The organism is Pseudomonas zanjanensis, assembly GCF_014268745.2.
Classification (GTDB): Bacteria; Pseudomonadota; Gammaproteobacteria; order Pseudomonadales; family Pseudomonadaceae; genus Aquipseudomonas; species Aquipseudomonas zanjanensis.
The window spans coordinates 60,376-76,321 of sequence record NZ_JABWRB020000002.1; the positions used below are offsets into that span (position 1 = coordinate 60,376).

Annotated in this window: 14 protein-coding genes; 8 read left to right on the forward strand and 6 right to left on the reverse strand. The window is 63.2% G+C overall.

Features of this window, described 5'->3' with window-relative positions; all coding sequences use genetic code 11:
- Nucleotides 1–51 precede the first annotated feature (51 nt).
- A complete protein-coding gene (exaC, locus tag HU715_RS16045; RefSeq protein WP_186706587.1) occupies nucleotides 52–1,572 on the reverse strand; it encodes an acetaldehyde dehydrogenase ExaC in 1,521 nt (506 codons plus the stop codon).
- A gap of 534 nt (nucleotides 1,573–2,106) precedes the next feature.
- On the opposite strand from exaC, the gene HU715_RS16050 reads away from it, so the two are divergent.
- The 4 genes from HU715_RS16050 to HU715_RS16065 all read left to right on the forward strand — a co-directional run bounded on the left by HU715_RS16050 (nucleotide 2,107) and on the right by HU715_RS16065 (nucleotide 6,519).
- Entirely contained in the window at nucleotides 2,107–4,011 is a 1,905-nt protein-coding gene (locus HU715_RS16050) for a sigma-54-dependent Fis family transcriptional regulator (RefSeq protein WP_186706586.1), read from the forward strand.
- Between the two features lie 252 nt (nucleotides 4,012–4,263).
- The gene (gene mpl, locus HU715_RS16055; protein WP_186706585.1) at nucleotides 4,264–5,613 is read left to right on the forward strand and encodes a UDP-N-acetylmuramate:L-alanyl-gamma-D-glutamyl-meso-diaminopimelate ligase; all 1,350 of its coding nucleotides are present in this window, start codon (nucleotides 4,264–4,266) and stop codon (nucleotides 5,611–5,613) included.
- Complete coding sequence (gene ubiX, locus HU715_RS16060; RefSeq protein ID WP_053125690.1) at nucleotides 5,610–6,242, forward strand: flavin prenyltransferase UbiX; 633 nt, start codon at nucleotides 5,610–5,612, stop codon at nucleotides 6,240–6,242. Before mpl ends, ubiX begins: the two co-directional genes overlap by 4 nt.
- Nucleotides 6,235–6,519, forward strand: coding sequence for a YceK/YidQ family lipoprotein (locus tag HU715_RS16065; RefSeq protein WP_186706584.1), 285 nt, complete (start codon nucleotides 6,235–6,237; stop codon nucleotides 6,517–6,519). Before ubiX ends, HU715_RS16065 begins: the two co-directional genes overlap by 8 nt.
- A gap of 284 nt (nucleotides 6,520–6,803) precedes the next feature.
- On the opposite strand, the gene HU715_RS16070 is transcribed toward HU715_RS16065, so the two are convergent.
- The 3 genes from HU715_RS16070 to HU715_RS16080 form a co-directional block, all read right to left on the reverse strand.
- Nucleotides 6,804–7,445 carry an oxidoreductase gene (locus tag HU715_RS16070; RefSeq protein ID WP_186706583.1) on the reverse strand — a complete coding sequence of 214 codons (642 nt, stop codon included), beginning with the start codon at nucleotides 7,443–7,445 and terminating at the stop codon, nucleotides 6,804–6,806.
- 27 nt (nucleotides 7,446–7,472) lie between these two features.
- On the reverse strand, nucleotides 7,473–9,191 hold the full coding sequence (locus tag HU715_RS16075) for a C13 family peptidase (RefSeq protein WP_186706582.1): 1,719 nt from the start codon (nucleotides 9,189–9,191) through the stop codon (nucleotides 7,473–7,475).
- Between the two features lie 102 nt (nucleotides 9,192–9,293).
- The gene (locus HU715_RS16080; protein WP_186706581.1) at nucleotides 9,294–9,749 is read right to left on the reverse strand and encodes a MaoC family dehydratase; all 456 of its coding nucleotides are present in this window, start codon (nucleotides 9,747–9,749) and stop codon (nucleotides 9,294–9,296) included.
- 354 nt (nucleotides 9,750–10,103) lie between these two features.
- Between HU715_RS16080 and HU715_RS16085 the strand changes: the two genes are divergently transcribed.
- The 3 genes from HU715_RS16085 to HU715_RS16095 are packed head-to-tail and all read left to right on the forward strand — an operon-like array spanning nucleotide 10,104 to nucleotide 11,783.
- The gene (locus HU715_RS16085; RefSeq protein ID WP_186706580.1) at nucleotides 10,104–10,469 is read left to right on the forward strand and encodes a CidA/LrgA family protein; all 366 of its coding nucleotides are present in this window, start codon (nucleotides 10,104–10,106) and stop codon (nucleotides 10,467–10,469) included.
- Nucleotides 10,466–11,182 (forward strand): LrgB family protein, encoded by a 717-nt coding sequence (locus HU715_RS16090; protein WP_186706579.1) that lies wholly within the window; start codon nucleotides 10,466–10,468, stop codon nucleotides 11,180–11,182. Before HU715_RS16085 ends, HU715_RS16090 begins: the two co-directional genes overlap by 4 nt.
- Nucleotides 11,183–11,192: 10 nt before the next feature.
- Nucleotides 11,193–11,783 carry an LON peptidase substrate-binding domain-containing protein gene (locus HU715_RS16095; protein WP_186706578.1) on the forward strand — a complete coding sequence of 197 codons (591 nt, stop codon included), beginning with the start codon at nucleotides 11,193–11,195 and terminating at the stop codon, nucleotides 11,781–11,783.
- Nucleotides 11,784–11,940: 157 nt separating this feature from the next.
- Here HU715_RS16095 and HU715_RS16100 read toward each other — a convergent pair whose 3' ends face one another.
- Nucleotides 11,941–13,257, reverse strand: a complete 1,317-nt coding sequence (locus HU715_RS16100) for a bifunctional DedA family/phosphatase PAP2 family protein (RefSeq protein ID WP_186706577.1) — start codon at nucleotides 13,255–13,257, stop codon at nucleotides 11,941–11,943.
- Nucleotides 13,258–13,591: 334 nt separating this feature from the next.
- Nucleotides 13,592–14,269: a DNA-3-methyladenine glycosylase gene (locus HU715_RS16105; protein ID WP_186706576.1), complete on the reverse strand. Its 678-nt coding sequence runs from the start codon at nucleotides 14,267–14,269 to the stop codon at nucleotides 13,592–13,594.
- Between the two features lie 404 nt (nucleotides 14,270–14,673).
- Here HU715_RS16105 and HU715_RS16110 point away from each other — a divergent pair, with 404 nt between their 5' ends.
- Complete coding sequence (locus tag HU715_RS16110; RefSeq protein WP_186706575.1) at nucleotides 14,674–15,945, forward strand: glutamate-5-semialdehyde dehydrogenase; 1,272 nt, start codon at nucleotides 14,674–14,676, stop codon at nucleotides 15,943–15,945.
- The last annotated feature ends 1 nt before the right edge of the window (nucleotide 15,946 follow it).

The window sequence follows — 15,946 nt, forward strand, 5'->3', positions numbered from 1 at the left end:
CGAAGGCGATCTAAAGGGCGAAGCAGGGTTACCTGCCTCGCCCTTTTTTACTTAGAAGAACCCCAACGGATTGATGTCGTAGCTCACCAGCAAATTCTTGGTCTGCTGGTAATGATCGAGCATCATCTTGTGCGTCTCACGCCCGACGCCGGACTTCTTGTAGCCACCGAACGCGGCATGCGCCGGGTACAGGTGGTAGCAGTTGGTCCACACGCGACCGGCCTTGATCGCCCGGCCCATGCGGTAGGCGCGGTTGATGTCGCGGGTCCAGAGGCCGGCGCCGAGGCCGAACTCGGTGTCGTTGGCGATCGCCAGGGCTTCGGCTTCGTCCTTGAAGGTGGTGATGCTCACCACCGGGCCGAAGATTTCTTCCTGGAACACACGCATCTTGTTGGTGCCCTTGAGCAGGGTCGGCTGGATGTAATACCCGGTCGCCAGGTTGCCCTCGAGTTTTTCCACCTTGCCGCCGGTCAACAGCTCGGCGCCTTCGCCCTTGGCGATTTCCAGGTACGAAAGAATCTTGTCGAATTGCTGCTCGGACGCCTGGGCGCCGACCATGGTGTCGGTGTCCAGCGGGTCGCCGCGTTTGATCTGCAGGACTTTCTTCATCACCACTTGCATGAATTCGTCGTAGATCGATTCCTGCACCAGGGCGCGGGATGGGCAGGTGCAGACTTCGCCCTGGTTGAAGAACGCCAGCACCAGGCCTTCGGCGGCTTTTTCGATGAAGCTTGGCTCGGCCTGCATGATGTCTTCGAAGAAGATGTTCGGCGACTTGCCGCCCAGTTCCACGGTGGACGGGATGATGTTCTCGGCGGCGCATTTCATGATGTGCGAGCCCACCGGGGTCGAGCCGGTGAAGGCAATCTTGGCGATGCGCTTGCTGGTGGCGAGGGCTTCGCCGGCTTCTTTGCCGAAACCTTGCACCACGTTCAGCACGCCGGGTGGCAGCAGGTCGCCGATCAGCTCCATGAGCACGCAGATGCCCAGCGGGGTTTGCTCGGCCGGCTTGAGCACTACGCAGTTACCGGCGGCCAGGGCCGGGGCGAGTTTCCAGGCGGCCATCAGCAGCGGGAAGTTCCACGGGATGATCTGCCCGACCACGCCCAGCGGTTCGTGGATGTGGTAGGCCACGGTGTTGCCGTCGATCTCGGCGGCGCTGCCTTCCTGGGCCCGCAGGCACCCGGCGAAGTAGCGGAAGTGGTCGGCGGCCAGGGGGATGTCGGCGTTGAGGGTTTCGCGCACGGCCTTGCCGTTGTCCCAGGATTCGGTGATCGCCAGCACTTCAAGGTTGGCTTCGATGCGGTCGGCGATTTTCAGCAGGATCAGCGAACGGGCCTGGACCGAGGTGGCGCCCCAGGCATCGGCGGCGGCGTGGGCGGCGTCCAGGGCTTTGTCGATGTCTTCGGCCGTGGAGCGCGGGAATTCGGCAATGGGCTGGCCATTGACCGGGGATGTGTTGGTGAAGTACTGACCTTTGACAGGCGCGACGAACTCGCCGCCGATGTAGTTACCGTATTTAGCCTTGAACGAAACGATAGCGCCTTCAGTACCGGGGTGAGCGTAACGCATGATGAGTTCTCCTTGGCTTTTGTGCTTATTAGGGAGCCGCGCAAATTCGCGCTGGTACTTAAGCCTAGAGCAAAGGTTGGGCCATTGCCTTGCAGGGCCCGGAAATCAAGACTTTAGGAGGAGTTGGTCGGACAAACGGAGGGGCTGTGTGACGCTTGCGATACAGCGGGTGTGACAGTTTGTGCCAGATGCGAGACAGTCTGTGACCGACAGGTCGCGCCAGCATTGCAAAGGCGGTTGGGCTGGAGGATGCTGGGCCTCACTAAGTTGGCCTGCTCAGCACATTGTGGCGAGGGGATTTATCTGTGGCGAGGGGATTTATCCCCGTTGGGCTGCGAAGCAGCCCCCAAAGCAGCCAACTCGATCAATCTGATATACCGCATGCTCAGGTTTCAGGGCTGCTGCGCAGCCCAGCGGGGATAAATCCCCTCGCCACAGGGTTGAGTGTCAAGCACAGGTTAAGTGTCGAACACGGGTTAAATGTTAAACAGTTGCTCCAGTGAGGCAGGTCCGTCAGGGGAGAATAATAAGAACATGCACAGCAACCACTTGAGTCGCCATGCCCAGCAAGTCCTGACGGTCACCCAGGGCAAGGCCCATTTGCAGGGCCCTGGCAGCGATCCGTCGATTGCCCGTTCCTGGCTGCGTTGCCTCGAGGACTATCACCTCGACCCGGCCCAGAACCTGGCGCCGACGGTGCTCGAGCATGGCCGGGTGCTGGAGAGCCGCGAGCGCTTGCAGCAAGTGCTGCACATCGCCGGCAATGAAATGACCAGCCTGCACCAGCAACTCTCCGGCGCCGGCCACGCGGTGCTGCTCACCGACGCCCGAGGGGTAATCCTCAACTGTGTCACCGCCCCCAGCGAACGGAAGATTTTCGAACGGGCCGGCCTCTGGCTCGGCGCCGACTGGAGCGAAGCCTGCGAAGGTACCAACGGCATCGGCACCTGCCTGGTGGAACGCCAGGCCCTGACCATTCACCAGGAAGAACACTTTCGTGGCCGCCACACCGGCCTGACCTGCTCGGCCAGCCCGGTCTTCGATCCCCACGGCGAATTGCTCGCGGTGCTCGACGTGTCGTCGGCCCGGCCGGACGTGTCGCGTCAGAGCCAGTTCCACACCATGGCCCTGGTCAATCTCTCGGCGAAGATGATCGAGAGCTGCTACTTCCTGCGTTGCTTCGACAATCAATGGCTGCTGCGCTTCCACTTGCAGGCCGAATCCGTAGGACTATTCAGCGAAGGCTTGATGGCCTTCGACGGCGAAGGGCGGATCTGCGCGGTCAACCAGAGCGCGCTCAATCTCTTGGGGCATATCCGTGGCGGCCTGCTCGGTCAGCGGGTCGAAGACTTCTTCGACTGTCCACTGGACGAGTTGCTGGGCCGGGCCAGCGCCCAAGCCAGCGCCAGTTGGCCACTGCGTACCCGTGACGGCCGGCATTTGTTCGCCGTGTTGCGTGGCCAGCCCCGCAGCGTGCCGGTGCCGGTCGCGCCGTTGCTCAAGGCCATCGAGCCCGCGCGGTTGCCGGGCATCTGCCTGGGAGATGCGGCGCTGCAGGAGCATTTTCGCAAGGCGCTACGGGTCTACGAACGCGATGTGCCGCTGCTGATCCAGGGTGAAACCGGCTCCGGCAAGGAGGCGTTTGCCAAGGCTGTGCACCACGCCAGCCAGCGTGCCGGGAAAAACTTTGTCGCCCTCAACTGCGCGGCCATCCCGGAAAGCCTGATCGAGAGCGAGCTGTTCGGTTATCGCGGCGGCAGTTTCACTGGCGCGCGCAAGGAAGGCATGCGCGGCAAGCTGCAACAGGCCGACGGCGGCACGCTGTTCCTTGATGAAATCGGCGACATGCCCCTGGCCTTGCAGACCCGCTTGCTGCGGGTGTTGGAAGATCGCCAGGTGGTGCCCATCGGCGGCGAGCCCGAGGCGGTGAACGTGCGCATCATCAGCGCCACTCACCGGCAGTTGCTCGACCGGGTGCGCGATGGCAGTTTCCGTGAGGATTTGTATTACCGCCTCAATGGCTTGGAAATCCCCCTCCCAGCGTTGCGCGAACGCAGTGACAAGTCGCAATTGTTGGATTTCCTGTTGGCTGAAGAGAGCGGCGCCGAGACGGTGCTCATCGACGAACCGGCGCGCCAGGCATTGCTGGGCTTCGACTGGCCGGGTAACGTGCGACAACTGCGCAATGTGCTGCGCACCCTTGCCGCGTTGTGCGATGGCGGGCGGATTGGGCTGGAGGATTTGCCGGCGATGATCCGCCAGCGGCCGGTTGCGCCGGTTGAAGCCCCGACTGAACACCCGCTGGCAGATGCCGAGCGCGTGGCATTGCTCGATGCCTTGGAGCGCCAGCGCTGGCACATGACCCACACCGCCGAACAATTGGGCATCAGCCGCAATACCCTTTACCGCAAGCTGCGTAAACACGCGATTACCCGTTAACCGTGGCGCGGCCATTCGCGAGCAAGCCCGCTCCCACAGTTGACCGCATTCTTCCTGAAGGGACTCGGTCAAATTGTGGGAGCGGGCTTGCTCGCGAAGGCGACGGCACTTTCAACATCTATGCAACTGACCCACCGCTATCGCGGGCAAGCCTTGCTCCCACAGGAGGCCGTCTGTGCACGGGGGCCTCAAACACAAGGTGCGATTTTCCCCTCCCTACGCTAACCTGCGGCCATGTTTACGAGGTCGACTATGCACATCCATATTCTCGGTATTTGCGGCACTTTCATGGGTTCGATGGCGGTCCTGGCCAAGGAGCTGGGCCATCACGTGACCGGTTCCGACGCCAACGTCTACCCGCCGATGAGCACGCAGCTGGAGGCCCAGGGCATCGAGCTGACCCAAGGTTATGACCCGGCGCAACTGGAACCGGCGCCAGACTTGGTGGTCATCGGCAACGCCATGTCCCGTGGCAACCCGGCGGTGGAATACGTGCTCAACAAAGGCCTGCCGTACGTGTCCGGGCCCCAGTGGCTGGCCGATCACGTGTTGCAGGGCCGTTGGGTCCTGGCCGTGGCCGGCACTCACGGCAAGACCACCACCAGCAGCATGCTCGCCTGGGTGTTGGAGCACGCGGGCATGAGCCCGGGCTTCCTGATCGGTGGCGTGCCGCAGAATTTCTCGGTGTCGGCGCGCCTGGGTGGCACGCCGTTCTTCGTGATCGAAGCCGATGAGTACGACAGCGCGTTTTTCGACAAACGCTCGAAATTCGTCCACTACCGTCCACGCACGGCGATCCTCAACAACCTTGAGTTCGATCATGCCGACATCTTCCCCGATCTACCGGCCATCGAGCGGCAGTTCCACCACTTGGTGCGCATCATTCCCAGCGAAGGCCTGGTGATTCACCCGACCACCGAGCCGGCGTTGCAGCGCGTCATCGAGATGGGCTGCTGGACCCCGGTGCAGACCACCGGCGCGGGCGGTCAGTGGCAGGTGAAGTTGCTCAAGGATGACGGCTCGCAGTTCGAAGTCATGTTCGAAGGCCAGTCCCAAGGCGTGGTCGAGTGGGACATGACCGGCCAGCACAACGTTGCCAACGCCTTGGCGACCCTGGCGGCAGCCCGTCATGTCGGCGTGGTGCCGTCCATGGGCATTGCCGCGTTGAGCGCGTTTAAAAGCGTGAAGCGGCGGATGGAGAAAGTCGCCGAGGTCAACGGCATCACCATTTATGACGACTTCGCCCACCACCCAACAGCCATCGCAACCACCCTCGACGGCCTGCGCAAGCGCATCGGTGACGCGCCGCTGGTGGCGATCATCGAGCCGCGCTCCAACTCCATGAAGCTCGGCGCCCACCGCGACGGCCTGCCGGAAAGCGTGGTCGATGCCGACCAGGTGATCTGGTACGCACCGGCCAACCTCGGCTGGGACCTCGGTGCCACCGCCGCGCTGTGCACGGTGCCGTCGATTGTCAGCGATTCCCTGGAGGGCATCATCGAGCGCGTGAAGAGCCAGGCCCAGCCCGGCACCCACGTGGTGATCATGAGCAACGGCGGCTTCGGCGGCCTGCACGGCAAACTCGCCGAGGCGCTGAAATGAGCAACGGCCCGGAACGCATCACGCTGGCGATGACCGGTGCGTCCGGCGCCCAGTACGGCTTGCGCCTGCTCGATTGCCTGGTGCGTGAGGACCGCGAGGTGCACTTCCTCATCTCCAAGGCTGCGCAACTGGTGATGGCCACCGAGACCGACGTGACCCTGCCGGCCAAGACCCAGATGATGCAGGCCTTCCTCACCGAATACACCGGTGCGGCGGCGGGGCAGATTCGTGTGTACGGCAAGGAAGACTGGATGTCGCCGGTGGCCTCGGGTTCCGGCGCGCCAGCGGCGATGGTGGTGGTGCCGTGTTCCACCGGGACGCTGTCGGCGATTGCCACCGGGGCCTGCAACAACCTCATCGAACGGGCGGCGGACGTCACGCTCAAGGAGCGCCGCCAGTTGATCCTGGTGCCGCGGGAAGCGCCGTATTCGAGCATTCACCTGGAGCACATGCTCAAACTGTCGAACCTGGGTGTGACCATCCTGCCGGCGTCGCCGGGTTTCTATCACCAGCCGCAGACCATCGACGACCTGATCGATTTCGTGGTCGCGCGGATCCTCAATCTGCTGAACATTCCCCAGGACATGTTGCCCCGTTGGGGCGAGCATCATTTGAGCAGTGATGAGTAAGCTGCTGATCGTGCTGCTGGCGCTGCAACTGACCGGCTGCGCCACCGCCCGCACCCTCGACGCGGCCAAGCCGGGCGCGCCGGTGGTGTACGCGGGCACGCGCCTAGACTTGTATGCCCTGAAGGGTGGCTGCTGCGCCAAGGACCGCTTTGGTGCCGAGGCGCCGAGTTACCCGGGCGTGGACCTGCCGGGTAGCGCGCTGTTGGATACCTTGTTGTTGCCGTTGTCGTTGTTCACGGCATTAGGCGTAGGGTTCCGGGCGACAGGCGGGTTGTAGCAAACACCACAGTGCTTGATCTGCCTGGAACCTGTGGCGAGGGAGCTTGCTCCCGCTGGGCTGCGAAGCGGCCCCAAGCTTTTTCCCCCTGAAATCCAAGGCGACTGCTGCGCAGTCGAGCGGGAGCAAGCTCCCTCGCCACAATGAGTGCTTGGCTTTGGATTTGGTAGCGAGCCCTTCGCGAGCAGGCTCGCTCCCACATTCGACCTCATTCTTCCTGACGGAACTCGGGCAACTGTGGGAGCGAGCCTGCTCGCGAAAGCGTCCGACTAGGCGCCACATGACTATTTGCCAAGCCTGCGCAACTCATCCGACTCCACCACCCGCACCCCATCCTGTTCTTCCAGCGCCAGACGCCACATGGCCCGGGCCAGTTGGCAGGCTTCGATGCCATGGTATTTGCCGGGGATCAGCTTCGACAACGGCCCGGCCAGTTGCTCGGCCAGGCGCGGTTCGACGCGGTCGCCCAGCAGCAGGGAAGGGCGGCAAATGGTTAGTTGTGGCCAGCCCTGGGCCTTGAGGGCCGCCTCCATCTCACCCTTGACCCGGTTGTAGAAGAGCGATGACTTGGCATCGGCCCCCAACGCGCTGATCACCACCAAATGCCGTGCGCCCAGTTCCCGGGCGCGCTTGGCAAACGCCACGACCAAGTCCAGGTCCACCGCGCGGAAGGCTTGCTCGGAGCCGGCTTTCTTGAGGGTGGTGCCGAGGCAGCAAAAGGCAATGTCGACCTGGCCACTGAGTTGTGGCAGCACCTGGGCCGGCTCCCCTACCGGGTTTTCCAAGTGTGGATGCTCGGCCAGTGGCCGGCGTGAAGGCGCCAATACACGGGTGATGGTCGGCTCGTTAAGCAGCCGGTCCAGTAGGTGTTCCCCGGTCAATCCGGTGGCACCGGCGAGCAAAACATGCTGAGGCGTCAAGTACATAGTGTTTCCCCCTTGATACGGTTCAGCTTAGTTGCTCTTTGTCGCCTCGTCGTTCAATGCCGCACTTTGCAATGCTTTTCGCGCCTGCTGCTTGCGCAGCAATTGCCAGTGGGACAGGACCGTTCTCGGCGCCCAGATCTGCGGTTCCGAGGCTTCGAAATTGTCTGCCTGCTCGCGCTCGGCAACGATGCCCTTGGCCCGTTTGAAGGCCTGCTCCAGGTCGTCGGTCTGGTTCAGCGCCTGGGCGAACAGCGCGTCGCCGAAATAGGTGAAGTTGGCTTCCTCGGAGCAGCCGAAGGACACCCGGTCGGCCCGGGAGGCGGTCATGATCAGCGTGCGTTCGTCCTTGAGCGCCGGGATGAAACCGCCGGAATAACAGGCCGAGATCACCACGATCTTGTCGCGATTCTTCAGTGGTGCGAGGACCACCGCCAGTTCATCGGCGGGCAGGTCGGCCAGCTCCATGCGCGGCTGGTCGAGTACCAGTTCGTGCTCGCTGGTGCCGTGGCTGGTGAGGTAGATGAAAATCAGGTCTTCCGGGCCGCTGCGTTCGGCCAGGGTGGCGGCGGCGCGACGCAGGCTTTCACGGCTGGCCATGGGCCGGTCGCCGAGGTGGTCGCGGTGGTTCACCAGGCGGATCTGGCCGAACGCGCCGAAGCGGCTGGTTAGCATGTTGGCGACATAGTCGGATTCGCGCAGGAACACGCTTTGCTTGCCGTCGCCGCCGAGGGTCAGGCTGTACAGCTCCACCGCCGGGGTCGAGGCTGGGATGTTCGCCAGGGCATCCTCCAGCAGTCGGCCCTGGGCCAGCAGGCCGAGTTCGAGCACATCCGGCAGCAGCCTGCCGCCGGCGTCGCGCACCCGTTGGCCGTTGGCCCAGGTGCCGCTTTGCACCGTGCCATCGGTGAGCACCAGGGTGCCGCGCCCGTGATAGCTGTCGGCCTCGAACTGGCCGATGTAGAAACTGCCGTCGGGCAGGTTCAGGCGGCCCTCGCCGGTAAAGCGCCAATCATTGAATTGACCGAGGTAGTGGCTGCCGTCGGCGCCGATCAGTTCGCCCTTGCCAGTCAGCGCGCCGTCCTTGAACTGGCCGATCCAGACATCGCCGTCGGCATTTTCGTAGCGACCGCGACCGTTGAGCTGGTTGTTCCGGAAACCGCCAATGTAGACATCGCCTTCGGCGCTGTTGAAGGTGCCCTTGCCCTGCAGTTGCCCATCGACAAAGTGCCCGGTGAATTGGTTGCCGCTGGCGTCGAAGCGCTGGCCTTCACCGTTGGGCTTGCCGTTGACGAACGGGCCCTGGTACTGGCTGCCGTCGTCGAGTTCCAGGCGTCCGAGGCCGGAATAGCGGTCGGCCTTGAACTCGCCCCGGTAGGTCATGCCGTTTTCCTTGAGCGTCCCTTCACCGTCCCGGCGCCCCAGCTTGAAGCCGCCGGTGTAGCTGCTGGTGGGTGTGGTCAGGCTGCCCTGGCCGTGGAACAGGCCTTGGTGGAACTGGCCGCGATAGACCTCGCCGTTGCTGCCATGCCATTCCCCGGTGCCGTGCCATTGACCCTTGTCGAACTGCCCGGCGTACCAGCTGCCGTTGGGGTAGTCGATGCGCCCCTGGCCCTGCAGCAGCCCGTCCACCAGGTCGCCACGGTAGCGGCCGCCGTCGGGCAGGCGCGCGTCGGGAGGCAGCGGCGATTCGCCGGCGCCACAGGCGGTGAGCAACAGGGTCAGGGTCAGTGGGACGAGTAAGCGCATAACGGGATCCAGGTCATCAGGCCACGAGTATGCCGCAGCTTTGGCTCCTGGATATAGAGAAGCGATGCGAAACTGCCTGGACGGTTTCGCATGTGCGCAGGTTTACACGAAGCAGAGCGACAGCGGCTCGGCGATGTAGGCCGGTTTTTCCGAGCCTTCGATTTCCAGGGTGGCGGTGGCCTTGAGCAGCCATTGGCCGGGTTTTTTCTCGGTGGCGTCCACCAGGTCGACCTTGAGCCGGACCTTGGAATCGACCTTCACCGGTTGGATGAAGCGCACGCTGTCCAGCCCGTAGTTGACGACCATCTTCACGCCCTCGGGCAGGATCAGGATGTCTTCCATCAACTTGGGCATCAGCGACAGCGACAGGAAACCGTGGGCGATGGTGCTGCCGAACGGGGTCTGCGCGGCCTTGACCGGATCGACGTGGATGAACTGAAAGTCGCCAGTGGCTTCGGCGAACAGGTTGATGCGGTCCTGGTCGATGGTAAGCCAATCGGAACGTCCAAGTTCCTTGCCGACATAATCTTTGAGCGCTGCAACGGGGACGTAGGGCATTGAGACTCTCCTTGGGTTCATCGTTTTTACTTTTTCTGAAGCGGGGATTTTGCGTCCCCGGAAAACCACTGTAGATCAACATGGCGCGCCGGGAAGGTCATCGACCATGCTTTTTACGAATGCCGAACCATAGCGCGGGCATGCTTATAATGCCGGCGCATTCTTTGCAATTCGGTTCATTCAACGTGCGTGTTTGATTCTGTGGCGAGGGAGCTTGCTCCCGCTCGGTTGCGCAGCGACCGCAAAATCTTGGGGCCGCTGCGCAGCCCAGCGGGAGCAAGCTCCCTCGCCACAGAATCATGTCGTGAACCGAATTGGCGCGTTCATTGGGGCTGTTGCGGGGGGATAGAGCGGATGTTGCTACGGGGCCTGACCTGGCTGGTGCTGTTTCAATTGCTGGGCACTGCGATCAATCATTTGTTCTTGCCGGTACTGCCGGGGCCGATCATTGGCCTGCTGTTGCTGCTGGGTTATCTGGTGATGCGCGGCGAAGTCAGCGAGCCGTTGAACCTGGCCGCCGGCAGTCTGCTGCGTTACCTACCGTTGCTGCTGGTGCCGCCTGCGGTCGGGGTAATGGTTTACGCCGGGGCGATTGCCGCCGATTTCTGGGCCATCGTTGGCGCGTTGACCTTGTCGCTGGTGCTGTCCGTGGCGCTGACGGGCGTGCTGATGCAGCGCCTGGCCCGTCGCCATGTCGCCGCTCCGGAGGACCGCCAATGATGCTCGACTGGCAGGGCGCCTGGGCCTCGGTGATCCATCATCCGCTGTTCGGCATTGGCATCACCCTGGGCGCCTACCAACTGGTGCTGGCGGCGTACGAAAAGACCCGCTGGGTGTTCCTGCAACCGGTGCTGATGTCGATGGTGCTGTTGATCGGCGTGCTGGTGGGCTGCGGCATCGGTTATGCCGAGTACCGCAAGAGCACCGAGATCCTCAGCATCCTGCTGGGCCCGGCCACGGTCGCCCTGGCGGTGCCGCTGTATTTGAACTTGCGACGGATCCGGCAGTTGTTCTGGCCGATTTTTACTACGCTGGTGATAGCCGGGGTGTTTGCCACGGGCTCTGCGGTGGTATTGGGCTGGGCCTTTGGTGCCGAGCACATGATCCTGATGACCATGGCGCCCAAGTCCGTGACCTCGCCGATCGCCATGCTGGTGGCCGAGCAGATCGGCGGCGTGGCGGCCATGGCGGCGGTGTTCGTGTTGATTACTGGGGTGCTCGGGGCGATTCTCGGCCCGAGTATTCTGACCCGGTTGGGTGTCCATAGCCCTGAGGCCCGAGGCATGGCCCTGGGGTTGGCGGCCCATGCGGTGGGCACGTCGGTGGCGTTGCAGGAAAGCGAGGAGTCGGGTGCCTTCGCGGCGCTGGCAATGAGTCTGATGGGCGTGGCCACGGCGGTGTTGCTGCCGTTGGTGGTGTCGATGACGGTTTAAGGAATTGGTTATGAGCTTGCCGCTTTTCCCGTTGAACACCGTGCTGTTCCCCGGTTGCATCCTCGACTTGCAGATTTTCGAGGCGCGTTACCTCGACATGATCGGGCGCTGCATGAAAAAGGGCGAAGGCTTTGGTGTGGTGTGCATCCTCGATGGCGAGGAAGTCGGCGTCGCGCCTGAAGGTTATGCGCGGGTCGGTTGTGAGGCGCTGATTACCGATTTTTCCCAGCAGGACAATGGCCTGCTGGGGATTCGCGTGCAGGGCGGACGGCGTTTTCTGGTGCACAGCAGCAGCGTCCAGGCCGATCAACTCACGGTGGCCGAGGTCGAGTGGCTGGAAGACGAGCCGGAACAACCGCTGCAAGACGAAGATGCCGACCTGGTGGCGCTGCTCAAGGCCCTGGCCGAGCACCCGATGGTCGAGGCGCTGAACATGGGCACCGAAGCCACCGGCCAGCAATCGCTGGCCAATCAACTGGCCTACCTGTTGCCGTTCAATGAGCTGGACAAGATCGACCTGCTGCAACTCGATGATCCCCAACAGCGGCTGGATGCGATCCAGGCGTTGCTCGATGAGTTGCAGGGTGAACTCTTTGCCTGACACCACTCATATCCACCGAACAACACCGTCCCCCCCCTGTGGGAGCGGGCTTGCTCGCGAAGGCGGTGGATCAGTTAACACATGTGTTGGATGACACTCCGCTTTCGCGAGCAAGCCCGCTCCCACAGGGGATCTTCAGTGCCCACAAATAGTGTGTTCAATAGGCATACCGCAACATCGCATGGGGCAAGTGCCGCAGGGCGAAGAAGCTGAACGCCGCCGTCAGCGCCGGCAGGACCAGCCACCAGACTTTCGGTGGCATGGCCGGCAGCAGGGTCTGGCGCTGGCTCAGCCATAGGGCGGCCGCACAGACGCTGGCGGCGAGCATCGCCCCTGCGACGATGTCGCTCGGCCAATGCGCCCCCAGGTAGACCCGCGACAGGGCGATGGCCAAGGCCGGCAAGCAGCCCAGCAACAGCCAGGTCAGGCGCAGGCGTGGCGGTTGGCCGCGGCCGGCCAGCACGGCGAGGGACAGGAACAGCGCAAATGCCCCGGAGGAGTGGCCGCTGGGCATGCTGTAGCTGGTCAGTGGGTCGGTGAGGATTTCCGGGCGCACCCGGGCAAAGAAGTGTTTGCAGCCGGTATTGGCCAGGGCGGTGAACAACATCGTGCCGCCGGCAAAGATCGCCTGGCGCCATTGTCGTGCCAATAGCAGCAACGCGGTCACCAGGCTGCAGACAATCAACATGTAGCGGAATTCGCCGATCAAGGTGAAGGTCACGGCTATTTCATCCAACGTCGCGCTGCGATGCTCCTGGACCAGGGCCATCAAGCCCTGGTCGAACGCCGTCAGGTAGCGAAAGCCGATGAACAGGCCGATCAGGATCACCAGGCCGATGCCGGCGATCAGCGCCGTGGCATGGCGATGGCGACGCAGGGTGCTGTTGACGCTCAGCCCGATCATCACCGCGATGCTGCCAATAACCACGCCGGCCTGGGGCCAGAAACCCTCGGGCAGCGGCAGGCGAAACGCCGCCCCGGTGGCCCAGCCTGGCAACAGGTACGCCACGGTCCAGCCGGCGGCGGCCAACACGCTGACGGCGGCGAAGCGCGGGAACGGCATGTCGCACATGCCGGCCACCATCGGCAGCATGGGCCGTAGCGGGCCGATGAAGCGGCCCACCAGCAGGCTGGCGATGCCGTAGCGCTGGAAATAGCTTTCCGCTGCGCTCATCCATTCCGGGTGATGCCGCAGCCCCGGCAGGCGCCGGATGTTCTGGTGGAAATGCCGGCCGAGGAAATACGACACCAAGTCCCCCAGCAGACCTCCGAGCAGCCCCAGAAGCAGCGTCTCGCCCAAGGACAACGCGCCGCTGCCGGCCAGCACCGCAATCGCAAACAACAGCACCGTGCCCGGCACGATCAACCCGGCGATGGCCAGGCATTCCACGCAAGCAACGACAAAAACCGCCACCGCCAGCCATTGCGGGTTGACGGTCAGCCAGGCAGTGATGCTATCGAGCCATGGGCCCATAAATACAACTCCATTGAATATTGATTGGCATGCAGTTTTTTACTGTGTGAACGAAAACTCAAGATCACTGAAGCTTCAAACTGTGGGAGCGGGCTTGCTCGCGAATGCGGTGTGTCAGATAGGTCAATATCAATTGACACACCGCTATCGCGAGCAAGCCCGCTCCCACATGGGAATTTCGGGTGTAGCAAATTTCGTATCCACTGAAGATCAACTGTGGGAGCGAGCCTGCTCGCGATAGCGGTGTGTCAGTCGCCATTTAATTCACAGGCCTGGCGCCATAGCGAGCAGGCTCGCTCCCACAAGGGGCCCCAGGGTCATGCAGTGTTTGTGTTCATGAAAGCAAGAAATAATCACGCCCTTCGACCTGTCCGCGCCGCAACGGGTTGCGGGTGCACCAAGGGGCGTAGGCTGCGTCGACGAAGCGGTAGGGCAAATGCTCGTCCCTTCCCAGGGGAATACCCAGGCGGGTGGTCTGGATCGCGTTGACCGTTGGCACGCCGACATCTTCCACCAGCAAGCGCTCGGGGTCGAAGCGCTTGGCGTCCCAGTCCGGCACTTTCAGCCCCAAAGCTTTGCACAACAGGGTCTGGCCGGCACAGAGTTTTTGCGGTGTGCGTGGCCGACCTTGGGCGTCGGGGTTGTTCAACAGCATCTGCGCCAGGCTCGCCGGCCCCGAAACGGCATCGACCCACGGGTAGGCCGACTTGATCAACACCGCGTTGCCCGGGCCCTGGGCGCTGAAGTTCAGCGAATCGCCGCCCCGGGCGTAGTACATATAGATGTGCCCGCCATCCAGAAACAAAGCCCTGCGTTTTTCCGTGTAGCCCAGGGAGGCGTGGCTGCCTTTTTCGGCGAAGTAATACGCCTCGGTCTCGATGATCCGCGCGCTGAGCCACAGGTCGCCGACCTTGTGGCGGATGACTTTGCCCAGCAGGTCCTTGGCAAGCACCTGGGCGTCGCGATCGAAAAAGGCGTGGGGCAGGGCGTTGGGCGATGGCAAATCGGTCATGGCGATAGACGAAGTGAGGCCAAAGGAAGCGCGATGATAGCAATGGAAAGCTTAATCACCGCTGAACACTCGTTTCAACCGTAGTGCCGTTCACTTAGGAAAAATGATGACCCTGTGGCGAGGGAGCTTGCTCCCGCTCGGCTGCGAAGCAGTCGTAAACCGGCGGGTGCGGTGTGTCTGATATGCCGTAATTGGCAGGTTTTGGGGCCGCTTCGCGGCCCAGCGGGAGCAAGCTCCCTCGCCACGGGTTTGTCGATTGCCTTAAGTGAACAGCATTGCGTTTCAACGGGCTGTTTATGGCTGTTTTGCTTCTCCGCCGGTCACCACTGCGAGTCCATGCTGTTAGTCGAGGGTTACGACAGCTATAATCTGCCGCTTTCCCCATCGCCAAGACCACACAGACCATGACTGAGTCCGTTCTTGACTACATGACCCGCCTGGGTCGCGCCGCTCGCGAAGCGTCGCGCATCATCGGCCGGGCCAGCACCGCGCAGAAAAACCGCGCCCTGCAGGCCGCCGCCAATGCGCTGGACGCTGCGCGCGCCGAGTTGTCCGCCGCCAACGAGCTGGACCTGGCCGCCGGCCGGGCCAACGGTCTGGAGCCGGCCATGCTCGAGCGCCTGGCGCTGACTCCGGCCCGCATCGACGGCATGATCGTCGGTCTGCGCCAGGTCGCGGCCCTGCCGGACCCGGTCGGGGCGATCCGCGACATGAGCTACCGCCCGTCGGGCATCCAGGTCGGCAAGATGCGCGTGCCCCTGGGCGTGGTCGGGATCATCTACGAGTCGCGGCCGAACGTGACCATCGACGCCGCGAGCCTGTGCCTGAAGTCCGGTAACGCGACCATCCTGCGGGGCGGCTCCGAGGCCATCCATTCCAACCGCGCCATTGCCGCCTGCATCCAGCGCGGCCTGGCCGAGGCCGATCTGCCGGCGGCCGTGGTGCAAGTGGTGGAAACCACCGACCGCGCCGCGGTTGGCGCGCTGATCACCATGCCCGAGTTTGTCGATGTCATCGTGCCGCGCGGCGGCAAGGGCCTGATCGAACGGGTCAGCCGTGACGCCCGGGTGCCGGTGATCAAGCACCTGGACGGCATCTGCCACGTCTACGTCAGTGCCCACGCTGAATTGCCGAAGGCCCAGCGCATCGCCTTCAACGCCAAGACCTACCGCTACGGTATCTGCGGCGCGATGGAAACCCTGCTGGTGGACCAGGCCGTTGCCCAGGACTTCCTGCCGTCGATGGCTGCCCAGTTCCGCGAAAAAGGCGTCGAACTGCGCGGTTGCGAGCGCACCCGGGCAATTGTCGAGGCCGTCGCGGCCACGGCAGAAGACTGGGACACCGAATACCTGGCGCCGATCCTGTCGATCCGCGTGGTCGACGGGCTGGACCAGGCCATCGAACACATCAACCGCCACGGCTCGCACCACACCGATTCCATCGTCAGTGAGCACCAGGGCGAAACCCGGCGTTTCGTGGCCGAAGTGGATTCGGCGTCGGTGATGATCAACACCCCGACCTGCTTCGCCGATGGCTTTGAATACGGATTGGGTGCCGAGATCGGCATTTCTACTGATAAGCTGCATGCCCGTGGCCCGGTGGGCCTGGAAGGCCTGACCTGCGAGAAATACATCGTGGTCGGTGACGGCCAGTTGCGCGGACAGGAGTCGGTCTGAC